The organism is Pseudomonas sp. D3, from assembly GCF_029320995.1.
Classification (GTDB): domain Bacteria; phylum Pseudomonadota; class Gammaproteobacteria; order Pseudomonadales; family Pseudomonadaceae; genus Aquipseudomonas; species Aquipseudomonas paraveronii.
The window spans coordinates 582,353-598,861 of the sequence record NZ_CP119772.1 but is presented as its reverse complement, the minus strand read 5'-3'; the positions used below and the strand labels follow the sequence as shown (position 1 = coordinate 598,861).

At 62.6% G+C, this 16,509-nt stretch carries 11 protein-coding genes; 1 reads left to right on the top strand and 10 read right to left on the bottom strand.

Going from position 1 to position 16,509, the window contains the following annotated elements; translation table 11 throughout:
• Positions 1-31: 31 nt before the first annotated feature.
• The 4 genes from P3S72_RS02555 to hutC all read right to left on the bottom strand — a co-directional run bounded on the left by P3S72_RS02555 (position 32) and on the right by hutC (position 5,106).
• On the bottom strand, positions 32-1,504 hold the full coding sequence (locus P3S72_RS02555) for a cytosine permease (RefSeq protein ID WP_276195894.1): 1,473 nt from the start codon (positions 1,502-1,504) through the stop codon (positions 32-34).
• A gap of 145 nt (positions 1,505-1,649) precedes the next feature.
• Positions 1,650-3,335 carry a urocanate hydratase gene (gene hutU / locus P3S72_RS02550; RefSeq protein WP_276195892.1) on the bottom strand — a complete coding sequence of 562 codons (1,686 nt, stop codon included), beginning with the start codon at positions 3,333-3,335 and terminating at the stop codon, positions 1,650-1,652.
• 434 nt (positions 3,336-3,769) lie between these two features.
• Complete coding sequence (locus tag P3S72_RS02545) at positions 3,770-4,330, bottom strand: HutD family protein (protein ID WP_276195891.1); 561 nt, start codon at positions 4,328-4,330, stop codon at positions 3,770-3,772.
• Entirely contained in the window at positions 4,327-5,106 is a 780-nt protein-coding gene (gene hutC, locus P3S72_RS02540) for a histidine utilization repressor (RefSeq protein WP_247400535.1), read from the bottom strand. The genes P3S72_RS02545 and hutC overlap by 4 nt, the downstream gene beginning before the upstream one ends.
• A gap of 78 nt (positions 5,107-5,184) precedes the next feature.
• Between hutC and P3S72_RS02535 the strand changes: the two genes are divergently transcribed.
• Positions 5,185-6,549: a formimidoylglutamate deiminase gene (locus P3S72_RS02535; RefSeq protein WP_276195889.1), complete on the top strand. Its 1,365-nt coding sequence runs from the start codon at positions 5,185-5,187 to the stop codon at positions 6,547-6,549.
• Between the two features lie 115 nt (positions 6,550-6,664).
• On the opposite strand, the gene P3S72_RS02530 is transcribed toward P3S72_RS02535, so the two are convergent.
• From P3S72_RS02530 to P3S72_RS02505, 6 genes are all read right to left on the bottom strand, one after another.
• Positions 6,665-7,234, bottom strand: a complete 570-nt coding sequence (locus tag P3S72_RS02530) for a lipocalin family protein (RefSeq protein ID WP_276195887.1) — start codon at positions 7,232-7,234, stop codon at positions 6,665-6,667.
• A gap of 30 nt (positions 7,235-7,264) precedes the next feature.
• Positions 7,265-7,519 carry an outer membrane protein assembly factor BamE gene (locus tag P3S72_RS02525; RefSeq protein WP_247400529.1) on the bottom strand — a complete coding sequence of 85 codons (255 nt, stop codon included), beginning with the start codon at positions 7,517-7,519 and terminating at the stop codon, positions 7,265-7,267.
• A gap of 184 nt (positions 7,520-7,703) precedes the next feature.
• A complete protein-coding gene (locus tag P3S72_RS02520; protein ID WP_276195885.1) occupies positions 7,704-8,714 on the bottom strand; it encodes a class 1 fructose-bisphosphatase in 1,011 nt (336 codons plus the stop codon).
• Positions 8,715-8,824: 110 nt separating this feature from the next.
• Positions 8,825-10,177 carry a DUF3999 domain-containing protein gene (locus tag P3S72_RS02515; RefSeq protein ID WP_276197884.1) on the bottom strand — a complete coding sequence of 451 codons (1,353 nt, stop codon included), beginning with the start codon at positions 10,175-10,177 and terminating at the stop codon, positions 8,825-8,827.
• Positions 10,177-13,716, bottom strand: a complete 3,540-nt coding sequence (locus P3S72_RS02510) for a DUF2339 domain-containing protein (protein WP_276195884.1) — start codon at positions 13,714-13,716, stop codon at positions 10,177-10,179. Before P3S72_RS02510 ends, P3S72_RS02515 begins: the two co-directional genes overlap by 1 nt.
• 157 nt (positions 13,717-13,873) lie before the next feature.
• Positions 13,874-16,324 (bottom strand): glycogen/starch/alpha-glucan phosphorylase, encoded by a 2,451-nt coding sequence (locus tag P3S72_RS02505; protein WP_276195882.1) that lies wholly within the window; start codon positions 16,322-16,324, stop codon positions 13,874-13,876.
• Positions 16,325-16,509: the final 185 nt, after the last annotated feature.

Here is a 16,509-nt window from a genome sequence, read left to right as displayed (position 1 = left end):
TCAAGAGGCATCCTGCCCGGTCCACATCCAATCAGGCCTGCGCCGCAGCGCGACCGGCCCCGCTCGTTGCAGGTGGTACTGCACTGTTCTGCTCGAGCGGCAGAATCAGTTGATCGGGCACGGCGCCGTGCCATTTTTTCGCACACACGTAGTACATGGCTGCCGGAAGTATCAGACCGATGATCCAGGAAATATCCACATCACCCAGGGCGGCCACCAGTGGACCGGTGTAGAACTTGGTGGAGATGAACGGCAATTGCACCAGCACGCCGAACACATAGACGCTGATACCGAGCGGGTTCCAACGCCCGTAGCGCCCGTTCGGATCGGCCAGCGCGGTCACGTCATAACGCTCGCGGGTGATGCAGTAGTAGTCCACCAGGTTGATCGCGCTCCAGGGCGTAAAGAACGCCAGCAGGAACAGGATGAAAGACTTGAACGCACCGAGGAACGAGTGCTGACCGAGCAACGCGATCAGGGTCGCGGTACCGACGATGGCCAGCACGAAAGCCAGGCGCTGCAAGCGCGTGACTTCCAGGCGCCCGCGGAAGCCGCTGATGATGGTCGCAATGCACATGAAGCTGCCGTAGGAGTTCAGCGTGGAGATGGTGACCTTGCCGAACGCGATGCTGAAGTACAGCAGCGCAGCGGTGGCCCCCGTACCGCCCAGGCCCACGATGTAGGCCACTTCGTGACCGGCGAATTGCCCGTTGGACAGGGCGGCGGCAAACACACCGAGGACCATCGCCACCTGTGCGCCAATCACTGAACCCGCGCCAGCGGCCAGAAAGGTTTTCACCGAGGACGTCTTGCTCGGCAGGTAGCGTGAATAGTCCGCCACGTAGGGGCCGAAGGCGATTTGCCAGGAGGCCGCGAGCGACACCGCGAGCAGGAAACTGCTCCAACTGAAGTGGCGGATTTGCAGGAGTGCGCCAATGTCGGCCTGGCTCATCAGGCGACTGAACAGGTAGGCAAAGGCAATCACACCAATGACGCTGGCGACCCGGCCGATGAAGTGGATCACCCGGTAGCCGAGCACCGTGACCAGCACGATGACACTGGCAAAGATAAGGATACCGACGCTGTCGCTGACACCGAACAACTGGCCCAGCGCCTGACCGGAAAGCACGGTGCCGGTGGCGGTGAAACCCAGGTACATCAAACACACCAGCACGATCGGGATGGCCGCACCATAAACCCCGAACTGTACCCGGCTGGAGATCATCTGCGGCAGGCCAAGTTTCGGCCCTTGCGCCGCATGCAACGCCATAACGCCGCCGCCGAGCAGTTGGCCGATCAACAGACCGATCAACGACCAGAACACATCACCGCCGAGCACCACGGCCAGGGCCCCGGTGACAATCGCGGTGATTTGCAGGTTGGCGCCCATCCATAGGGTGAACTGGCTAAACAGACGACCGTGTCTTTCCGCTTCCGGGATGTAGTCGATCGAACGCCTTTCGATCAACGGGGTGGTGCTTGCACGCGCGTCATTTGCAGCCATGGGTGTTCAACCTCTGATGGATTGTTTACAGGTTCAGTGTGGGAGGGACGGTGCGACGATTCGACTTGCTCCCGATGGCGGTGTGACAGCCGGAACATCTGGCACTGACCCACCGCTATCGGGAGCAAGCCCCCTCCCACATTTGTTACTTGATCATTGGGAGATTGAGGCCCTGCTCTTTGGCGCAATCGATCGCGATCTGGTAACCCGCATCGGCGTGACGCATCACCCCGGTGGCCGGGTCGTTGTGCAGCACGCGGGCAATGCGCTCGGCCGCTTCGTCGGTGCCGTCGCAGACAATCACCATCCCGGAGTGCTGCGAGAAGCCCATGCCCACGCCGCCGCCGTGATGCAGCGAAACCCAGGTCGCACCGCTGGCGGTGTTGAGCAAGGCGTTGAGCAGCGGCCAGTCGGACACGGCGTCGGAGCCGTCCTGCATCGATTCGGTTTCGCGGTTGGGGCTGGCCACCGAGCCGGAGTCGAGGTGGTCGCGGCCGATCACCACCGGCGCGGACAGCTCGCCGCTACGCACCATTTCGTTGAACGCCAGGCCCAGCTTGGCGCGCTGGCCCAGGCCGACCCAGCAGATACGCGCCGGCAGGCCCTGGAAGCTGATGCGTTCGCGGGCCATGTCCAGCCAGTTGTGCAGGTGCGCGTCGTCGGGGATCAGCTCTTTGACTTTGGCGTCGGTCTTGTAGATGTCTTGCGGGTCGCCCGACAGCGCGGCCCAACGGAACGGGCCGATGCCACGGCAGAACAGCGGGCGGATGTAAGCCGGTACGAAACCCGGGAAGTCGAACGCGTTTTCCACGCCTTCTTCCTGCGCCATCTGACGGATGTTGTTGCCGTAGTCGAAGGTCGGAATGCCTTGTTTCTGGAAGGCCAGCATCGCTTTGACGTGAACGGCCATCGACTGCTTGGCGGCCTTGATCACGGCAGCCGGTTCGGTCTTGGCACGGGCGCGGTATTCGTCCCAGGTCCAGCCGGCCGGCAGGTAACCGTTGAGGGGGTCGTGGGCGCTGGTCTGGTCGGTGACCATGTCCGGGCGCACGCCGCGCTTGACCAGTTCCGGCAGGATTTCGGCGGCGTTGCCCAGCAGGGCGATGGAGATCGCTTTGCCTTCCTGGGTGTATTTGGCGATGCGCGCCAGCGCGTCGTCGAGGTCGCTGGCTTGTTCGTCGACATAGCGGCTGTTCAGGCGGAAATCGATGCTGACCTGCTGGCATTCAATGTTCAGCGAGCATGCGCCGGCCAGGGTCGCGGCCAACGGTTGCGCGCCGCCCATACCGCCGAGGCCGGCGGTCAGTACCCAACGGCCTTTGAGGTTGTTGTCGTAATGCTGGCGGCCGGCCTCGACGAAGGTTTCGTAGGTGCCCTGGACGATGCCCTGGCTGCCGATGTAGATCCAGCTGCCGGCGGTCATCTGGCCGTACATGGCCAGGCCCTTGGCGTCCAGTTCGTTGAAATGTTCCCAACTGGCCCAGTGCGGCACCAGGTTGGAGTTGGCGATCAGTACACGCGGGGCATTGCTGTGGGTCTTGAACACGCCGACCGGTTTGCCGGACTGCACCAGCAGGGTTTCGTCGTCGTTCAAATGGGTGAGGCTCTCGACGATCTGGTCGTAACACTCCCAGTTGCGCGCCGCACGGCCGATGCCGCCGTACACCACCAGCTCTTTCGGGTTTTCGGCCACTTGCGGGTCAAGGTTGTTCATCAGCATGCGCAGCGGCGCTTCGGTCAGCCAGCTTTTGGCGGTGAGCGTGTTACCGCGGGCGGCGCGGATTTCGACGTCACGGTATTTTGTAGGCTTAGCGTTAGAAAAATCGGTCACAACCAGAACTCCTCAGCGATCGATGCGCGAACTGGATGCGTGCGAAGTGGACTCTTACGCACACACCTTTACTTGTACATACAAGCATATGCAATCGAGCGGCCAACTTGATGAGTGAGTCGTGGGGATTTTTTGGCGAACGCGTGGGAGCCTTGGAAATTAAGGCTTCGAGGCTTGATGAAATTTCTTGCGAGGGCGGTTTGCAGCGAGGAGGTTTGACAGCAACGCTGCGGGTTTGCGCCACGCTGGGGCGTTCGGTAACAAAGTGGTGCGGGGTGCTGGAAACAGATCGCAAAAACAGTGGGAAACAATGTGGGAGGGGCGGTGCGACGATTCGACTTGCCCCCGATTGCAGTGGGTCAGCTACAGATAAGCTGACTGGTCCACCGCTATCGGGGGCAAGTCGAATCGTCGCACCGCCCCTCCCACATTTTTTAACCGAGTCGAGTCAGTTCGATCAGGCAGCAGCGGCCCGTGACCGAGATATCCAACAAGCCGGTATTAGCGTCCACCTGCAGGCAATCATGATGACCCAACACCTGACCGAGCACCGTCACCTCATCCGCCACACTGAACACCAACACAGTCTGCGCCGTACTGAAAAACCGCTGCACCCCATCCACCCACTGCAACCGCGCCTGGAAACGCTGGGGCGAATAGATCAGGTTGAAATCGCGGATCGGCCCGCTGATCAGACGGCACGACACCTGGCTGTCACCCTTGAACGCGAACGGTTGCAGCGGCAACAACCCACGCTGTTCCTCGCCGTCCACGGTCAGGACCATGCCCGCGCCGTTGATCACCGTGATCACGCGCTGGTAACCGGCGAAGGTGGAAAACCCGCCCGACTCGCCAATATCGGCAATCGACAGGCGCCAGCCAAAGCCCTCCAGGCCGTGGCCGGCATCGCGGCTGATTTCTTCGGTGCTGCCGCCACCGTTTTTCCATGGCATGCGCACATAATTCGCGGCGCGCCAGACGGTCACGGCACTCATTTACTGAAACGTCCTTCCAGGCTATGACGCGAACCTGGGTGGATCAGGCGCGCGGCGGTCACCGGCTGGCGACCGGACCAGGTGCGTCGACGAATCAACAGGCACGGCTCGCTCGGTTCGATCTGCAGCAACTTGCACTCGGCCGCATCGGCGAGGATCGCTTCGACCACGTGCTCGCCCTCGGTCAACGGTGCGACCTGGTTCAAATAGGCGTAGGGCGTTTGCTGAGTGAAATCCTGCTGCAGGTATTCCGGCGCGACCAGGGCGTTGACGAAACGGTCTTCGATTTGCACGGGAATATCGTTTTCAAAGTGAACGATCAGCGAGTGGAATACCCGCCCGCCTTCGCGCATTTCCAGGGCAACGGCGCGCTCGGAACCGGCCGCCTCTTCGCCCAGGGTGATGACCTGGCAGGTGTGCCGATGACCACGGGAGGCGATCTCATCGGCAATGTTGTGGACTTCAAACAGCGCCGACTGGCTCTTGGGCTCGGCGACAAACGTGCCGACGCCTTGCATGCGCACCAGCAAACCTTCGGCGGTGAGTTCGCGCAGGGCGCGGTTGATGGTCATGCGGCTGAAACCCAGCTGGCTGACCAGTTCACTCTCCGACGGCACGCGGTAATGCGGCGGCCAGTTGCCGCTGAGGATCTGCTGGCTGATCATCTGTTTAACGCGGGCATACAAGGGCGCCGGACTTTCGTCCAGGTGGGCAGCCAGTGAAGACTTGGCGGGCGGAGTCGGCACGGGGAATCCTTGCAGGGGAAAAAGATGCATAGATTGCCGGAGTTTACCGAGCAGGCAAACGTCTGTATATGTATATACAAATAAACACACGACCGGAGCGCCCTGAACATGTCCGCTTTCTTTGCCGAACGCGCACTGCTGCCTGATGGATGGGCCAACGATGTACGTCTTGAAGTCGGCGCGGATGGCCGGCTGACCCACGTTGCGGCCAATGCCAGTGCAGATGGCGCCGAACGGCTCAGGGGCCCGGTGTTGGCGGGCATGCCGAACCTGCACTCCCACGCGTTCCAGCGCGCCATGGCGGGCTTGGCCGAAGTGGCCGGCAACCCGAATGACAGCTTCTGGACCTGGCGCGAGCTGATGTACCGCATGGTCGGCAAGATCAGTCCGGAGCAACTGCAGATCATTGCGCGCCAGTTGTATATCGAGATGCTCAAGGCCGGTTACACCTCGGTGGCGGAGTTTCATTACGTCCACCATGACGTCAGCGGCCAGCCCTATGCCGACCGCACGGAACTGTCGCGGCAGATCAGCCAGGCGGCCGCCAGCAGCGGGATCGGCCTGACACTACTGCCGGTGCTCTACACCCACGCAGGGTTTGGTGGCCAGGCACCCAATGAAGGCCAGCGACGGTTTATCAACAGCAGCGAACATTACCTGGACCTGCAGGCGCGCCTGAAACCGATCCTCGCCGCACAACCGGCGCAGCAGTTGGGCTTGTGTTTCCACTCCCTGCGCGCCGTCACGCCGCAACAGATCAACGAAGTACTGGCCGCCAGCGACAAGGCCTGCCCGGTGCATATCCACATCGCCGAGCAACAGAAAGAAGTCGACGACTGCCTGGCCTGGAGCGGCAAACGCCCGCTGCAATGGTTGTACGACAATGTCGACGTCGATGAACGCTGGTGCCTGGTACACGCCACCCATGCCGATCCCGCGGAAGTGACGCGCATGGCCAGCAGCCGTGCAATTGCCGGTTTGTGCCTGACCACCGAAGCCAACCTGGGCGACGGGATTTTTCCAGCGGTGGATTTCCTCGCCCAGGGTGGGCGCATGGGCATTGGTTCCGACAGCCATGTGTCACTGAGCGTGGTGGAAGAACTGCGCTGGCTGGAATACGGCCAACGCCTGCGCGATCAGCGGCGCAATCGCCTGTATCGCCACGATCAGCCGATGGTCGGCCGCACGCTGTTCGATGCCGCGCTGGACGGCGGCGCCCAGGCGCTGGGCCAGCCGATTGGTCGGCTGGCAGTGGGCAAGCGCGCCGATTGGCTGGTGCTGGACGGTAACGATCCGTACCTGGCGACGGCGACGGCGGACGGGATTCTCAATCGCTGGCTGTTCGCCGGCGGCGATCGGCAGGTGCGCGATGTGATGGTCAACGGCCAGTGGGTGGTGCGCGACGGGCGGCATGCCGGTGAAGAAGAGAGCCGCCGGGCGTTCACCCAGGTTTTGAGAGAGTTACTCGGTTAAAAATGTGGGAGGGGGCTTGCTCCCGATAGCGATGTATCAGTATCAGATGTGCTGACTGACACACTGCAATCGGGAGCAAGCCCCCTCCCACAATTGGATTTGTGCTGATCCAGGATTATTGCGAGGTCTTCGCCATCTGTTTGTCCGACGTGCGCCAGATCAAACGTGTGGTGTCATAACCCTGCTGCCGCGCCCTGCTCAGCAGGTCTTCGCGGGTGTCGGCGCTGACCGTCGGCGTGCGCGACAAGATCCACATATAGCGCCGGCTCGGGCTGCCGACGAGGGCGGTCTTGTAGTCATCGCTGACGTACAGCACCCAGTAGTCGCCCTTGGCGACGCCCGGCAACAGCGCGGTAAACCAGTTATTGAATTCCACCCAGAGCTTGTCGGTCTTGCCCGGCACTTGCGGCGTGGCCGTGCCCTTGGCTTCTTCCCACTTCCATTCTGTCGTCAGGCAGCGGTTGAACACCGACATATCGCCATCTGGCAGCAGTGTGTAGCGGGCCTCGGACTGCGCGCAGTTGCGCTGGAAGTACATCGGTAATCGCGCCAATTCGTACCAGGTGCCCTGGTAACGCTTGAGGTTGACGTTACTCGCGGTCTTGGGTTGCAGATCATCGCCAGAATGGCTGGCGCAGCCCGCCAAAAACAGGCTGGCGCAAAGAAACAAAACAAAACGCATCATTCTTCTTCTCCCGCAGGCTTTCGCCCCGGTTTACTTCAGGCCTTGCCCGGAAAACATCAGAACCTTGTCACCGGCATATTGAACGCTGATAAAGCTGTTTTTATCGCCCCAGGTGCAGCTGGACATGCCCAGCGCGCCGGAACAATCGGTCGGCTTACCCAGCAACGACTCCACTTCGGTCTTGGCCATGCCAGCCGACAGCTTCGCGTAATTTTCCTGATTGACCTTGCTGCAAGCGGCCAACAGCACGCAAAAAGCCAGCAAAGCGAGACGGCGTAACGACATGGAATAACTCCTGGAGGGACAAAGCAGGTTGGGGATCTGCCAGAAGCTTAGAAGGGAAAACAGGTGTCTGGTTCCCGACGAACGAAAACAAAAAAGCCCCGAAAACGCTGAAACGTTTCGGGGCTTCTTATCGTTCAAGACTTCACGTCTTAAACCAGGCGAGAGCGCTGGCTCCCTTCCACCGTTACTGCTTGTGGTAGCCGGTCACACGCTCAACTTCTTCCTTCGAACCCAGGAACACCGCCACTCGCTGGTGCAGGCCTTCGGGCTGGATGTCGAGGATACGCTGGTGGCCGTCGGTGGACACACCGCCCGCCTGTTCAACCAGGAACGACATCGGGTTGGCTTCGTACATCAGGCGCAGTTTGCCCGGTTTGGACGGCTCGCGGCTGTCACGGGGGTACATGAACACGCCACCCCGGGTCAGGATGCGGTGTACGTCACCAACCATCGCCGCGACCCAGCGCATGTTGAAGTTTTTCTTCAACGGGCCGTCTTCGCCTTCCATCAACTCGTTGACGTAGCGCTTGACCGGTTCTTCCCAGTGGCGCTGGTTGGACATGTTGATCGCAAATTCCTGGGTAGCCGCAGGAATCACGATGTCTTCGTGAGTCAGGACGAAACTGCCCATTTCGCGGTCCAGGGTGAAGCCTTTGACGCCGTCGCCCAGGGTCAGGACCAGCATGGTCTGCGGGCCGTAGATCGCATAACCGGCGGCAACCTGCTGGGTGCCCGGTTGCAGGAAGGCCTTTTCGTTCAGGGCTTCGTTCTGGCTCAGGTGTTCGTTCGGGCAACGCAGTACCGAGAAGATGGTGCCGACCGGGGCGTTGATGTCGATGTTGGACGAACCGTCCAGTGGGTCGAACACCAGCAGGTAGGCGCCTTTTGGGTATTTGCCCGGGATCTGGTAGGCATTGTCCATTTCTTCGGACGCCATGCCGGCCAGGTGACCGCCCCATTCGTTGGCTTCGAGCAGGATCTCGTTGGAGATCACGTCGAGTTTCTTCTGCACTTCGCCTTGGACGTTTTCAGTGCCCATGCTGCCCAGGACACCACCCAACGCGCCTTTGGACACGGCATGGCTGATTTCCTTGCAAGCACGCGCCACCACTTCGATAAGGAAGCGCAGATCGGCAGGCGTGTTGTTGCTGCGGGTCTGCTCGATCAAATAGCGACTCAGGGTAACGCGGGACATGGAAGGCTCCGATGTATGGGGGGGGCTAAAAACCCGCGCAGTTTAACGCGAGTTGGGGCGTATTTCCTCCTATCAGAGGATTTAAACCCAATAGAGTTCATGGACTTTATTTAACGCGCCGCCGCTGGCTTGCGCAGCAAACTGTAGGCCATGGCCCCCAGCGCCGCCACGCCGAGCAGCAATACGGCCCAGAGCCCGAGTTTTTTCCAGTTCGGTTCGGTGTCGACAGCAGCTACGAGCGCAGGCGACGTGACCGCGATTTCCCCGGCCACCTTCGCCTGCCCCAAGGTGTTAAGACGCTCGGTGCTGTAGTCAGGGATCAGGGTCGACAGCGGCAGGTTCGCCGCCTTGGCCGACGCGTTCCCCAGCGCCAGGGTGAACGGCGGCTCACCTCGCGCCAGGAACACCAACTGCGTGGCGCGCACGGCAACCCGCAGGGTCGGCGCGGCAGCGCCCAGGCCACCGCCGCGCTCATCCACCTGCAACTTGAGTTCGGCGACCGCCTGGCCCGGCAACTGCAATTGATCCTGCACCACGTCCTGGCCGTTCTGGGTCAGGCGGTACAGCAAACCGTTGCTCAGCGGCTGCCAGGCTTGCTTGCTGTCACGCCGCCCCGACAGGGTCACGGGCGCCAGCGTATTGGGTTGTGTCAATTCGACGCGCAGGCGCTCGACATTCAGCCCCGCCGGTAACTGCCAGGTGTATTCCCCCGCCTGCAGCCGCGTGCCGGAAAGCGGCTGCGACCACACCCATGGCGTCGGCTGGCTACTGCGGGTGGCACTGGCCAATTTGGCCGAGGTCAACAGCGGCGCTGCCTGACCCTGCCACAACAGGCGCAGGTAACGCGCCGGTTGCCCCGGCAGGCTGACGTCATGCTGCTCGACGCGCTCGTCGGCAAACGACAAGCGCGCCACTTGCCCGTCGCCCCAGGGCGTCCAGTGCTGCAAGTCATCGCTGGCTTCAATGCTGAACCGCTGGAAGCCTTCTTGCTCGTGACTCCAGTCCAGGCTCAGTTGCTGCAACGGGGCCTTGATCGCACTGGCGTCGAGCACCCAGCCGCGCAGCACCTGCTGGCCGGCCGCGGAGGCTGTGGAGGGGCGCACTTCCAGCAAGGTGCCTTCGGCGCTGGACTTCATCACCACCGCCGGCAAGGTTTCGCGGGTGTCGGCAGCGTACAGCGGGAACCACTTCACATCGGCAACGTTACGGTTTTCGGTGTGTTGCGCGGATTGGCGCGACAGCGCATAGGCCTGGGGCTCGCCGGCGGCATTGAACACGCGCAGATCGCTGAGGTCGGTCTGGCGGGCGCTCAGTTGCACGGCCAACGGCAATTCGAGGCGATACCACGGGCCATTGCCGCTGACGCTCAGCGGCACCTGGGTGGTGAAGTCGGCGGGTGTTTCCTGGGCCCACACCGACAACGTCGCACACACGCCCACTACCGCCACGCTCAACTTACCGATCAAGAGGATGCTCCTTCAGTTTCCAACACAGGTTCGGCACGCTTGGGCGGCAGCGGTGCGAAATAACCCACCACCAGCAACAACCCGCCTACGCCAATGAACGACACGATCCGCGCCAAGCCGCCACGATTGCTCAGCTCGACAAAAAACAGCTTGGCCACCACCACGGCAATCAGTGCCGCGCCGATCAGCCACACTTCGCGACGATGGCGCAGGTGACCGCCGATCATCAGGCCGAGGGCGATCAGGGTCCAGACGATCGACAAGCCGGCTTGCACCAGCATCGACTCCAGCAACGCGTCCAACTGGAACGGCACGCCGCCCCAATGGTGGGCTGTGCGCATCACCAGCGCGGTGAAGAACGCAAACAGCGAAACCCCCGCCACACCCTGCGCGATCCATTGCGCACGTGGCCCGCGCTGCGGCGCCACACTGCGCGACCACAGATACACACCGAGCAGGGCAAACAGCAGGCCCAGGTCCAGCGGGTTAATCAGTGGTACATAGGGCAAAGGCTCGGCCGTACCGTCGCTGAAACTATTGGCCAGCCAGAACCAGCCGAGCATCAGCAGCGCCAACGGCAGCGCCGCCAGCACTCGATACTCGTTGGGATAGGCCGACACCGGCCACGGCCAACTGCGTGGCGCAGCCGCCAGCACCAGGTAGAGACTCGGCAGAAGCGCCCAGCCCAGCCAGCGCCAGGCGTTGTATTCGCTCGACAGCAACAACAGGCCGTAGCGCAGCTCCAGCGCCAGGACGCCGATCAACATCCAGCTCCCCAACACGTGGGCAACGCTCAATACGTTGGCCGGCGCCACCGCCGCCAAGCGCCGCAACGAGATGAAATGCACCGCGAACACCGCCAGCCAGGCCAGCCAGCCGAACTGCGCCGCCGGGTGATAGTAGCTATGCGCGGATACCAGCAACACCGCAGCCGCAGCCGGCATCAGCAAGGTGCAGAGCATACCCAGCGAGGCCCAGCGCAGACGCGCCGCGAACAGCGTCCAGATCGCCACGCTCACCGCTGCGATACCCAGCAGGAAGGCGCCCTGCAGCTCTTGCGGGATGAACCGCAGCACTTCGCCGATCAGCGCCAGCGCCCACCAGGCCGCGCCCCACACCAACAACAAGTCGGACAGGCGTTGCAGCTTCAGCACGGCAAACACCGGCGCATGGGGTTCGCGCTGCAAGCGCCAGGCGCCGACCAGGGCGGCCAGGCCCAGCACCATCGGCGTCCAGAAACCGCTGTGCCCCAACGGACGCAAACCTTCATGGGTCAAGGGCCCGAGCAGTTCCGGCACCGCCAACAGGAACGAAGCGCCGCCGAGCAGTTGCAGCAGCAAACCGAAGACGAAACTGACGCGCTGTTGCAGGTACAGGCTCAACCAGATGACCAGCAAACCACTCGCCGCCCACACCCCGCTGGCGCTGTCCCAGGGCAGCACAAACAGCACGGCCAGGTTGATCAACACCAGGCCGGCCAGCAGCACCACCGACAACCCGCGCAACAGCCGCACATCGCTGCGCACCATGTCGTCGCGGGCCGCCAGCAGCATGCCGCCGATCAACGCCAGCCCGATCAGCGACGCCGTCAGCAAACCGCCCCAACCTGCGCTGAATACCGCCGCCCCTTCACCGCCTTGCAGGCGCAGCAGGAACAGCGCGCCGCCCAGCAGTTGCACGGCGAACGCGGTGAACAGGAAGGTCCGCGAGCCAATGCGCAAGCCGACAGACAGCGTCACCAGGCCAGCAAGCGCCCAACTGATGGCGGTGCCTTGGGTCAGCAACAGCAGCGGTGCGAGCAGGTACACGCAGGTCAGCCCGAGGCTGGCCAATACCGGCAGGCCCTTGCGCTCCCACGCCGCCGCCTGTTCTGTGGATGCTTTGCGCAACTGCGCGAAGCTGAACAACAACGCAGCGCCCAGCAACAACGCACCCAATGGCACGCCGTCCAGCAATGTGTGTGTGCCGACGCGCAGTTCGCTGAGGAACGCCAGCGCCGAGCCCAGTTGCAACAACAGGCCAAACGCCCGCGCCAATGGCCGTTGCTGGCGCAAGCCGAGCCAGAAGATCCCGGCGCCTTCCACGGCCCAGGCCGCTGCGGTCCAGCGCGCATCGAGGCCCAGGGGAATCGCCAGGCTGGCGAAGATCACGCCCAGGGCCAGGCAGGTTTCCGCCAGCAGCAAGGCGCGCCCGCCACTGAGTAAGCGGGCCAGGCCCATATAAATAATGCCCAGGCCAAGGGCACTGAACGCAGCGGCAAACTCCAGGTGCTGTACCAGTGCGAACTGCAAGCCGAAGCCCACCAGCGGCGGGCCGAACAGCAGGCTGCCGTCGACATAATCGCCCTTGGCTGCCGACCAGCGCAGCAGCGCGCCCCGGCTGTCGTCCTCGGGCGCGTCGTTCATCTCCAGCAATTTGCGCCGGGTGAACAGCAGGCCGATCGCCAGGTACATCAGGAAAAACAGGATCAGGAACGGCTCGGTGCTCCACAGCAGCTGCGGGGCATACGAGCGCAGGCCCCAGGCGAAGCCGATGCCGAAGGTGCCGACAAAGCCGATCAGGTTGAGCAGGCGCCAGGCCTTGAACCAGGCGATGGCGAGGATGCCCGCATTGAGCAGGGCGAAGTAGCTGAACAGCGCCACATGGTTACCGGCGCCGGTGGAGGTCAGGATCGGCGCGGCAAAACCGCCCAGCGCCGCTGCGCAGGCGAGGCCCAACGCATCCTGGGTAATCGCCAGGATCGCCGAAAACAGCGTGACCGCCACCAGCAGGCCCAACGCCGCACTCGGGTCGATCAACGGGTGCAGGCGCATCGCGGCAAACACCGTCAGGTACAGCACCGCAATGCCAGTGCCTTGTAGCATCAAGCCGTAATTGCTGTTGCGCAGCCGCAACCACCAGCCCAGGCCCAGCAGGCCCACGGCGGCGGCGGCAACCCCGGCATAACGCAGTTCGATCGGCACCACCATGCCTTCAGTGGCATAGCGCAGCAAAAAGGCCAAGCCGAGGAACAACAGCACCACGCCGACGCGCAGAACGGTATTGCCACCGAACAGCCAATTGCGTGCGCCGCTGATGGCGCGCTCGATCAGGTTGGGGCCTCGGGGGATTAGTGGTTCATGCGCATGCGGTTTCTCGGCAGGTGTCCAGACATCCGCCGGCAATGCCTGGCTTGGCTCGGCAACGATGGCGACGGGCGTTGGCGCCAGTTCAACGGGCAACTCCCAGACAAGTTCGGGTGCCTCGGCTGGCAGGGCAGATTCGGCAACGGGGGATTCGACCAACACACTGTGTGCGAGCGGCGCAGGTTCTGGTGCGGGTTTTTCCAACTGCGCCAGGCGTTGCTCCAGCGCGGTGAGCGCTTTCTGCGCGGTCTCCAACTGACGGCCTTGTTCATCCGTGCGCGAAGCCAGCATCGACAGGCGAATCGCCTGGCCAATGCCCAACCCCAGCAGCGCGCCGATGCCCGCGTCGCTGAACGACTCATCGAGTGTCCAGCCAAGCGCCAGCCCAATCAGCATGAAAATCCATTGCATGGTCGATATTCCCTAAGCAAACCGGGGCCTAGTATATCGACGCGAGACCAATGTGGGAGGGGGGCTTGCCCCCGATAGCGGTGTGCCAGTCGACATATCTGCAAACTGACAGTCCGCTATCGGGGGCAAGCCCCCTCCCACACTTGTACTGCGGGGCTTAGTCGAGCGCTTTCCAGATTTCGGTGGCGTACTCGCGGATGGTGCGGTCCGAAGAGAACCAGCCCATTCGCGCGGTATTGAGCACCGCCGAACGCCACCATTCCTTGGAGTCATGCCAATGCGCGTCGACCCGGGCCTGGGCATCCCAGTAGGAATCGAAGTCGGCACACACCAGGAAGCGGTCGTAGTCGATCAGCCCATCGATCAAGCCCACATAACGGCCCGGATCATCCGGCGAGAACACCCCGCCGCGAATCGCTTGCAACACATCGCTCAAACGATGGGACGCGGCGATTTCCGGCCCGGCGTTGAATTCACCGGCATGCTTGCGGGCTTCCACCTGCTGGGCGCTGAGGCCGAAGATGAACATGTGCTCGGCGCCCACGCGCTCGTGCATCTCCACGTTGGCGCCGTCCATGGTGCCGATGGTGAGCGCGCCGTTAAGGCCGAATTTCATGTTGCTGGTGCCCGACGCTTCATAGCCGGCGGTGGAAATCTGCTCCGACAAGTCCGCCGCCGGAATGATGCTTTCCGCCAGGCTGACGTTGTAGTTGGGCAGGAACACCACCTTGAGCAAGCCGCGCACGGTGGGGTCGTTGTTGACGGTGCGAGCGATGTCGTTGGTCAGCTTGATGATCAGCTTGGCCTGGTGATAACTCGCCGCCGCCTTGCCGGCGAAGATCTTCACCCGTGGCACCCAGTCGGTCTCAGGCTCGGCACGGATCGCCTGATACAGCGCCACGGTGTGCAGCAGGTTGAGCAACTGGCGCTTGTATTCGTGGATGCGCTTGACCTGCACGTCGAACATCGCCGCCGGGTTGACCGCAATGCCCAGGCGCTCGTGGATGATCTCGGCCAGTGCGCGCTTGCTGTGCAGGCGCTGCTCGGCGAAGGCCTTGCGGAAGGCCTGCTTCTCGGCAAAGGTTTCCAGTTCGACCAGACGGGTTTCCATGTTGTCGAGAATATCCGGGCCCAACGCATCCACCAGCATCGACGTGAGCTGGGGGTTGGCCTGGTACAGCCAGCGGCGGAAGGTGATGCCGTTGGTTTTGTTGTTGATGCGCTCCGGGTACAGCTTGTGCAGTTCGGAGAACACCGTGCTGCGCATCAGTTGGGTGTGCAGGCCGGATACGCCGTTGACGCTATGGGAGCCGAGGAACGCCAGGTTGCCCATGCGCACGCGGCGGCCGTTGTCTTCTTCGATCAGCGACACGGCGCGCAGCACGTCGAAATCGTGGATGCCCTTGGCGCGCAGCGAGTCGATGTGCTGCGCGTTGATCAGGTAGATGATCTGCATGTGCCGGGGCAGCATGCGTTCCATCAGGCCGACCGGCCAGGTTTCGAGGGCTTCGGGCAGCAGCGTGTGGTTGGTGTACGACAGGGTTTCGACGGTGACATCCCACGCCGCTTCCCAGGGAACGTCGTGCAGGTCCACCAGTTGCCGCATCAACTCGGCGACGGCGATGGACGGGTGGGTGTCGTTGAGCTGAATCGCGGCGTGTTCGCCCAGGCTCAGCACCGAGCCGTGCATGTTCTTGTGGCGGCGCAGCAAGTCTTGGAGCGAGGCCGAGACGAAGAAGTATTCCTGGCGTAGGCGCAGTTCCTGCCCCGCTTCGGTGCTGTCGGCCGGGTAAAGCACTCGGGAGATGCTTTCGGCGCGGGCCACTTCGGCGACGGCGCCCAAGTGATCACCGGCGTTGAAGCGCTCCAGGTGCAGGTCTTCCACGGCGCGCGCGCGCCACAGCCGCAGGGTGTTGACGCTGGCACCGCGCCAGCCCACCACCGGGGTGTCGTAGGCCACGGCCCGCACGGTTTCGCTGGGCGACCACACCTGAATCAGCTTGCCGGCGGCATCCGGCAGGGTTTCGACGCTGCCGCCAAAACCGATCGGGTAAATCACTTCGGCCCGCTCGAACTCCCACGGGTTGCCGAAATCCAGCCAGCGCTCGGTCTGTTCCTGCTGCCAGCCATCGACAATCGCCTGGCGGAACAGCCCGTGCTCATAACGAATGCCATAACCGTGGCCGGCAATGCCCAAGGTCGACATGCTTTCCATAAAGCACGCCGCCAGTCGACCCAGGCCCCCGTTACCGAGCGCCGCATCGGGCTCCAGCAGGCGGATGCGCTCCAGGTCTACCCCGAGGTCCACCAGCGCTTCGCGGGCGATCTCCAGCAGGCCGAGGTTGCTCAGGCTGTCGTAGAGCAAGCGGCCGATGAGAAATTCGAGGGAGAGGTAATACACCCGCTTCTGGCCTTTACGGTAGATACGCCGCGTGTGGTCCATCCAGTGTTCGACCATCTGGTCGCGGGCGGCCAGGGCAATGGCTTCGAACCAGTCGTGGTCGAAGGCATGATCCGGGTCTTTGCCCACCGCGTAGGTGAGTTTGGTCAAGACAGCATCGCGAAATGCGGCTACCTCTGCTTCTCGTGCAAGCGGTTCCTGAGACATCGGTGCGACCTCGGGCGAGATTGAAGGAGTTGCTAGAGACTAGTCGGTCTGACAGACGGCCGACGCTCTGGTTCGGCAGTTTTTTAACTCATTCACCTTGGCATAAATCTGATGCAGGGGTCGTGCCCGATCACCACTCGATCGGCCTTCCAGCTGAAAACCCGAAAATATTGTTCAAAAAACCA